The sequence below is a fragment of the Clostridium sp. BL-8 genome, assembly GCF_002006495.1.
Taxonomy (GTDB): domain Bacteria; phylum Bacillota; class Clostridia; order Clostridiales; family Clostridiaceae; genus Clostridium.
Window position 1 is genome coordinate 73,996 of record NZ_LZZL01000016.1, and the last position, 6,843, is coordinate 80,838.

The following is a 6,843-nucleotide window of genomic DNA, read 5'->3' on the forward strand; positions in this document are numbered from 1 at the left end:
CTCTTTAGAATTGTAACACAAATCAAAGTTCCCTATTATTCTAAATCATTTTTTCAAAACTGTATTTAATTGTATTATTAATTCATTTACATTATTTTGGGCTATAAAATCCCAGCCTAGCCAGTTTAATTTGTAGTTATGTTTTTCTAAATATTTTAAATAGTCATCGGGATGTGGCAAAAAAGCATTTTTGCATATATTTTTGACTTCTTCACCAGTAAAATATTCTATTATTTTTTCCATACTTTCAGGAGTGCTCTCTTGAACAAGTAAAGTTACAGGACTTATTATAGCTCCATCTTCTGGCCATATAACTTTAGCATTTTTATTATTTTTAAGTATGTTAGCATAAAAATGAGGGACGATACTTATAGTTGGAGAGTTTAAAACATCTTTACCTATATTTTTAACCATTTCAGCAGGATGTCCTGAATAACCAATAAGCTCTTTTAACTTCATAATTCCATCCATACCATAATCTTTATAAATTCCTAATAGGGTAGTTTCGCAATATTTGCCTTTTTTCCCTCTGATAGCCACTTCATTTTTGAAAGAACTGTTTAAAAGTTCACTCCAGGATTTAGGAATATCTCTATTATCTAATTTGCTTAAATCTACTACCATAACCAAATAGTTTAGTGCCATTATATAATAATTTCCCTCTAAATCATCAAATTCATTCTCTTTAAATTCATCTTTCCTTTTGTTTATATTTTTAAAATATTTTTCTTTAATAGCTTCAGTTCTAAAATCTCTTCTATAAAAACTATTTACTCCAGAACTTATAATTATTTTAGGAAGTTCATCTTTCTTTGGAATATTTGATGATTCATCCATCCACATAACTTCATAGTTAGCATTTCCCTCTAACAGATATTTAAATTCACAGGCATTTTTCAATTCATCTATCATATTATTAAATCCAATCTCAATTGGAATCTTAATAGGGCACGGTAAAAATCCTAGAAAATCATAGTCATTTTTATCAATCATGGTCTTCACGTTGTAAACGCCTCCTTTAATATTTATATTATACACAAAACTCCAAAAGAAACACAAAAATCACCAATTGTATTCTTGTCCAATCATAGCCAAACAATACAATACGCAATACAAATTCTCTATTTTCCAATATATAATTAATCAATTTGTATCAAAAATGATGAAATTGTATTATTTTTTAATTCCCTATTGCATTTTTATAATTCAAGTGATATATTATAAATACAAAACAGTTCAAAACACAACAAAACATTTATAATAGGTTATCTTCCAAACTATTTTTAATATTTTGTCATGTTGTTTTGAGTTATTTATAATTTAAAAAAGAATATCTCAAAATTAAATTCAAGATACCCTTTTTTATGATTTTTGTAATAATGTACTTGCTTTAAATTATTTATAAATATATTGCTTTGATATTTATAAATATAATACCTTAGTTTTCGTACTATTGGAATTTGATTTTTAAGCCATAACCATCACTGATGTTGCCTTAATTACAGCGGTTGCTTCAGAACCAACTTTTAAATTCAGTTCTTTTACAGCATCCAATGAAATAGTTGATGAAATAACGATATCTTTAGCAATTTCTATTTTTACTGATGCGTTCACAGCTCCTTCGTTAATTTCCACAACTTTCCCAGATAATTGATTTCTTGCACTTAATTTCATTTTATCTCCTCCTAAAACATAGTTTTTTTCACATTGTGATTTATCCACTAAGTGATTAGTAACTTATATATTTTATGGTATGGTCGGAAATATATTTATACCTTAAAATCACCAATATATTACTTTCCTTTGTGGTTTCTTTTTTATAATTATAACTAACAGCAGCCCCTCTTTCAATCATTTTCTCATAAATATTCGAATATTTTTATTAAATCAATCAAAATTTAAATAAATTATTTTCATTTTGATTTTTTATGTAAAATATCCATCCAAATTCCAATCTATCAATTCTCCTCTTCGTAAAGCGCTTCTAATTTTTAAAAGCTTATTGTCGATTTTTTTTATAATTTCTAAATTTTCCTTTTCTTTAGCATTTGTTATAACTATTTTATTTATTGCACCATTTTTTATTACTAATCTCTTATGTCCAAGCAACGCCAGGATTGGATCATGAGTAGACACAAGAACTATTTTCCCTTCCTTGATCAGCAACTCTAAAGCCTTACTTCTATCAACTCCAGCATTTTCTATCTCATCAATAAGCACTATAGGTGAAACGCTTAAAAATGCTGTGTCCGCAATCATTAAAGCTCTAGATTGACCTCCACTCAATGCTGTTACAGGTGTATTTTCTGTAAATCTTTCTCCTGCAAGCATATTCGCATGATATATGATTCTATCTGTAATCTCTTTTGTTTCATCAATTTTTCTACTTTTAGCATGCATTTTTATAAACTCTTCAGTAGATACATCCATCACAAAATTCATATTTTGTGAAAGCTGCGCAACCAATTTCCTTTCATTTAAACCTCCTCCAAATATTTTTATAATTCTACCGGTTGGTGTATCTCCACTTGCAATACATTCTATATCCTCGAGCAATCTGCTTTTGCCTGAGCCAGTAGGCCCAACTATACAAATTATTTCTCCACGATTTATTGTAAGATTAACTTTTTCAACATTTCCATCTTTATCGTGACCTCCTATGATTGAAATAGCTGTAACATTATTATTATCATTTTCTCTTTTTCTGTAAATTTTTTCTCTTAAATCACTGCTTATAATATTATCAACATAGTTTTTTTTCTTATCAAAATTTATTTTCTTAATATTTCCTGTTTGATAGTCCTCACCTATCATTGTTTCACCAAGACAATAGGAACATAAAGCTGATGGCATCGTAAATCTAAGTTTCCTGCCTTCAATGGTTTCTATTGAATTTGCTTCTTTTAAAAATAAACTCAACTCATATGCGCCTTGTCCGGTAAGTCCATTAACATATAATATTTTAGCCTTAGGATTTGTTTCTCTCACCATAAACCCAAAGACTTCTCTTTCAGCTTGTGATACGATATCTCCTTTTGTAATTACTATTATATCTGCAAACTTAAGCATAGGTCCTATTTTTTTAGGAGTATTCACTCCCGAGAGAATATCAATAACACATACAGCCAAAATATCTTTTATGTGCGGAGAACATCTGTTACATAAACCTGCACTTTCACTTATCAATAAATCCAACTGCTTTTCTAATCCATGCTTTATACACTCTTCAATATTACTTATATAAAAATGATCTGGGCATAAATTTCCTGATAACCCTACCATAGTTTCAACCCCTGCCTTTTTGTATAGCATATCATCATAGGTTGTAAGACAATCAAATTTTACCACACCAAATTTATTTCCATCCGTTTTCAAACAATCAATGACTTTTAAAATCACTGAAGTTTTTCCAGCAGATGGAGGACCTGAAAATGTAACAAATTTCAATATTATCAATTCCTCCTCATCATAAAACTCAACAACTTGCATAGCAAAATAGCAAATAAAAAAAGCACCTCAAAACTCTCATACATTTCTGTACACTCGCCTTTGAGATGCTAAAACATAATATTCCATTACTATATTTATAAATATAGAGATTTGAACATGTTTTGTCAAGTTTATTGAAAATAAAATCTCTATATTATATTCTGTATTGCAATTTTTCAAAATTAATGCTAGTATTATAAAAACTATAACAATTAGCAAAAGCAATCATAAGTAATTTAAACATAATAAAACATTACTAAAATAATTAAAAGAAATGTGAGGTTTTATTTATGAAAAAAAGAGTTATATTTTCAACGTTAATGACTTTAATTTTATCTGTATCAATTATTTCATGCAGTGCACAAAAAGCTCCAACTACAAATTCTAGCGGTAATTCGTCCAGCGAACCAGCAGTAGAATTAAATATTTCTGCAGCTGCAAGTTTAAAGGAAGCAATGGGTGATATTCAGACTGAATATCAAAAAGTTAAACCTAATGTTACTTTAACTGTCAACTTTGGTGCTTCTGGTTCTTTACAGCAACAAATAGAACAAGGCGCTCCATGCGATATTTTTATTTCAGCAGGTCAAAGCCAAATGAAAGCTTTAGATGACAAATCTTTATTACTTGAGAATACTAAAAAAGACTTAGTTAAAAATGATTTAGTTATGGTTGGTCCAAAAGATACCACTTTAACAGGACTTTCAGACTTAAATACCGATAAAGTTAAAAAAATTGCTGTTGGAGAACCAAAAAGTGTTCCTGCCGGACAATATGCAGATGAAGTTTTCCAAAATCTCGGTATCAAGGATGCTATAACTCCAAAACTCGTTTTCGCGAAAGATGTAAAAGAGGTTCTTGCTTGGGCAACTTCTGGTAATGCTGATATTGGATTTGTATATAAAAGCGATGCTTTAAGCAGCAACGATGCAAAGATTATTGACACAGTTCCGGAAGATAAGCATTCACCTATAACATATCCAGTTGGAATAATTAAAGCTAGTAAGAATCAAGATGCTGCAAAAGCTTTTGAAGATTTCTTATATACTGACACATGTAAAAAGATTTTCGAGAAATATGGTTATGGCTTAGCTTAAAATAATAATTTAATTTATACATTCAGGCACATATAAAATTTATAAACCAAAGATGGTTATATTTTTAATGTGCCTTTATTCTATATTTATGTAAGGAGGATTTAATATGGATTTTTCACCCCTAAGGATTTCTGTTGAAACAGCTATTCTTTCAACCGTAATAACATTTTTTTTAGGCATTATAATCTCTTACTGGATGGCAAATTTTAATGGAAAATCTAAAGGAATAATTGATGGACTGTTTACCTTGCCATTAATTCTCCCACCAACTGTCGTAGGTTTTTTTCTGTTATTGATTTGTGGTAAAAATGGTCCTATTGGGAAAATATTAGAACTTTTTAATACATCTATAATTTTCAGCTGGAGTGCTACAGTAATAGCTGCTATCGTAGTATCTTTTCCAATGATGTATAGAACTACTCGTGCCGCCTTTGAACAAATAGATATAAACATTCTTTCTGCTGCTCGGACTCTTGGTCTTAGTGAGTTTAAAATATTTTATAAAATTTCTATCCCACTTGCTATGCCCGGTATTATAGGTGGATTAGTTCTATCTTTTGCTAGAGCTATAGGTGAATTTGGTGCAACTTTAATGTTAGCTGGAAATATTCCTGGTAAAACTCAGACTATGCCTCTCGCTATATTCTTTGCTGCTGAAGGTGGAGATATGGAAAAAGCGCTTCTTTGGGTAATTATAATTGTTGTTTTATCATTAATTTTAATATTACTAATGAATTATTGGGCAGAGATTCAACTTAAACTTATGGGAAGGAGGTCATAACAATGTCATTATATATTGATATAGAAAAGCATCTTTCCTCTTTTAATTTAGATGTTCATTTTGAGCATGAAAATGGAATTTTAGGCTTTTTAGGTGCATCTGGTTCAGGAAAAAGTATGACCTTAAAATCAATAGCTGGATTAGTAGCTCCTTCTCAAGGCAAAATAGTAGTTAATAATAAAATATTTTATAATTCTGATGCCAAAATTAATCTAACTCCTCAAGATAGAAGGGTTGGATACTTATTTCAAAATTATGCTTTATTTCCGAATATGAATATCATAGATAATATTGAGATTGGTGTTTCTAATCTAAAAGATACAGAAAAAAAAGCTCTAAGTAAAGATTATATTAAAAGACTAGGTCTTTCTGGATTGGAAAAGCGTTATCCATGGCAATTATCCGGAGGTCAGCAGCAGAGAGTTGCCTTAGCTAGAGCACTAATAATTTCTCCTGATATACTACTATTAGATGAGCCTTTTTCTGCATTGGATCAGCACTTAAGAAACAATTTAGAAAAAGAATTAATGTCCATATTGAAAAATTATAATGGTAATGTTATTTTTGTAACCCATGATATAGCAGAAGCCTATAGGGTCTGCGATGATATTATTGTTTATGAAAATGGGAAATCTCTAAAAAAAAGAGATAAAAAAAATTTATTTAAGCATCCCAAAAATCTTTGTGAAGCAAATTTAACAGGATGTAAAAATATTTCCAAAGCAAGAAAAATCGGAAAATATACTATTTACGCTGAGAATTGGGGCCATGAATTTATAGTGAATAATGAAGTTCCTGAAAATGTTCAATATATATGCATACGAGCCCATGATATAGAAATTTGCAACAGTAACACTAATAGTAATACATTTTCATATCAGGTGGATAATATTATAGAGAATCCCTTTGAATATACCTTGTACATGAAAAATAACAATAATCCTATTTCAACTCAAATTGAATATAAACTTGAGAAAAAGAATATGACTTTTTCATTAAATGATACTATTTTTTTAGCATTTTCAAGCGACAATCTGTTTTATTTTTAAATACCTGCAAAAAAGATTGACATTATAAAATTATGTTACATAAAAAGCAATGAAAAATCACTATCTCAAGGATTCTTCACTGCTTTTTTCCTATAATTATTGACATTATACCTAAGCCATTACCATAACTGATGTAGCTTTAATAACTGCTGTAGCTTCAGATCCTACTTTTAATCCTAATTCTTTTACCGCTTCCATAGAAATAGTAGAAGAAATAGCTACATCCTTTGTAACTTCTATTTTTACTGTTGCATTTACTGCTCCTTCCTTTATTTCAACAACTTTTCCTTGAAACTGATTTCTAGCACTTAATTTCATCATTATCTCCTCCTGTAGTTTAGATTATCTTTATTATATATTATAGACAGAAATATTTAAATATATATATTGAAATTATTTTATTTTTTTCATATTTATGTAAAATGAT

Annotated in this window: 7 protein-coding genes; 3 read left to right on the forward strand and 4 right to left on the reverse strand. The window is 29.2% G+C overall.

Features of this window, described 5'->3' with window-relative positions:
* Positions 1-45 precede the first annotated feature (45 nt).
* From CLOBL_RS07765 to CLOBL_RS29135, 3 genes are all read right to left on the reverse strand, one after another.
* Positions 46-993 (reverse strand): ABC transporter substrate-binding protein, encoded by a 948-nt coding sequence (locus CLOBL_RS07765; RefSeq protein ID WP_077858505.1) that lies wholly within the window; start codon positions 991-993, stop codon positions 46-48.
* A 474-nt stretch (positions 994-1,467) separates the two neighbouring features.
* Positions 1,468-1,674: a TOBE domain-containing protein gene (locus CLOBL_RS07770; RefSeq protein WP_077858496.1), complete on the reverse strand. Its 207-nt coding sequence runs from the start codon at positions 1,672-1,674 to the stop codon at positions 1,468-1,470.
* Between the two features lie 252 nt (positions 1,675-1,926).
* The gene (locus CLOBL_RS29135) at positions 1,927-3,447 is read right to left on the reverse strand and encodes a GTP-binding protein (protein WP_077858497.1); all 1,521 of its coding nucleotides are present in this window, start codon (positions 3,445-3,447) and stop codon (positions 1,927-1,929) included.
* Between the two features lie 332 nt (positions 3,448-3,779).
* On the opposite strand from CLOBL_RS29135, the gene modA reads away from it, so the two are divergent.
* From modA to CLOBL_RS07790, 3 genes are all read left to right on the forward strand, one after another.
* Entirely contained in the window at positions 3,780-4,586 is an 807-nt protein-coding gene (gene modA / locus CLOBL_RS07780; RefSeq protein WP_077858498.1) for a molybdate ABC transporter substrate-binding protein, read from the forward strand.
* Positions 4,587-4,692: 106 nt separating this feature from the next.
* The gene (modB, locus tag CLOBL_RS07785) at positions 4,693-5,367 is read left to right on the forward strand and encodes a molybdate ABC transporter permease subunit (protein WP_077858499.1); all 675 of its coding nucleotides are present in this window, start codon (positions 4,693-4,695) and stop codon (positions 5,365-5,367) included.
* Positions 5,368-5,369: 2 nt separating this feature from the next.
* Positions 5,370-6,416 carry an ATP-binding cassette domain-containing protein gene (locus CLOBL_RS07790; protein WP_077858500.1) on the forward strand — a complete coding sequence of 349 codons (1,047 nt, stop codon included), beginning with the start codon at positions 5,370-5,372 and terminating at the stop codon, positions 6,414-6,416.
* Positions 6,417-6,527: 111 nt separating this feature from the next.
* Here CLOBL_RS07790 and CLOBL_RS07795 read toward each other — a convergent pair whose 3' ends face one another.
* Positions 6,528-6,734: a TOBE domain-containing protein gene (locus CLOBL_RS07795; protein WP_077858501.1), complete on the reverse strand. Its 207-nt coding sequence runs from the start codon at positions 6,732-6,734 to the stop codon at positions 6,528-6,530.
* Between the last annotated feature and the right edge of the window lie 109 nt (positions 6,735-6,843).

Excerpts from the sequence above, each read along its gene's own strand:
- CLOBL_RS07770 (WP_077858496.1), bottom strand. The coding sequence starts at position 1,674 with ATGAAATTAAGTGCAAGAAATCAATTATCTGGGAAAGTTGTGGAAATT.
- CLOBL_RS07795 (WP_077858501.1), bottom strand. The coding sequence starts at position 6,734 with ATGAAATTAAGTGCTAGAAATCAGTTTCAAGGAAAAGTTGTTGAAATA.
- CLOBL_RS07790 (WP_077858500.1), top strand. The coding sequence starts at position 5,370 with ATGTCATTATATATTGATATAGAAAAGCATCTTTCCTCTTTTAATTTA.
- modB (WP_077858499.1), top strand. The coding sequence starts at position 4,693 with ATGGATTTTTCACCCCTAAGGATTTCTGTTGAAACAGCTATTCTTTCA.
- modA (WP_077858498.1), top strand. The coding sequence starts at position 3,780 with ATGAAAAAAAGAGTTATATTTTCAACGTTAATGACTTTAATTTTATCT.
- CLOBL_RS07765 (WP_077858505.1), bottom strand. The coding sequence starts at position 993 with ATGATTGATAAAAATGACTATGATTTTCTAGGATTTTTACCGTGCCCT.